General features: G+C 63.6%; 1 protein-coding gene. It reads left to right on the forward strand.

Annotated features, from left to right (window positions below; all coding sequences use genetic code 11):
* On the forward strand, positions 1-236 hold a 236-nt coding region (nadA, locus tag BCY78_RS24400; protein ID WP_158516005.1), incomplete at both ends, for a quinolinate synthase NadA.

Raw genomic sequence — 236 nt, forward strand, 5'->3', positions numbered from 1 at the left:
ACGGAGTACATCATCAAGGCCCTGGAGGCGGCCCCGCGCGGCTCGAAGTGGGCCATCGGTACGGAGCTGAATCTGGTACGCCGCTTGGCGAACCGTTTCGCCGACGAGGACAAGGAGATCGTCTTCCTCGACAAGACGGTCTGCTTCTGCTCGACGATGAACCGGATCGACCTGCCCCACCTGGTCTGGACCCTGGAGTCGCTGGCCGACGGCAAGCTGGTCAACCGGATCGAGGT

Origin of the sequence: Pararhodobacter sp. CCB-MM2 (assembly GCF_001691415.1) — a bacterium.
Classification (GTDB): domain Bacteria; phylum Pseudomonadota; class Alphaproteobacteria; order Rhodobacterales; family Rhodobacteraceae; genus Pararhodobacter.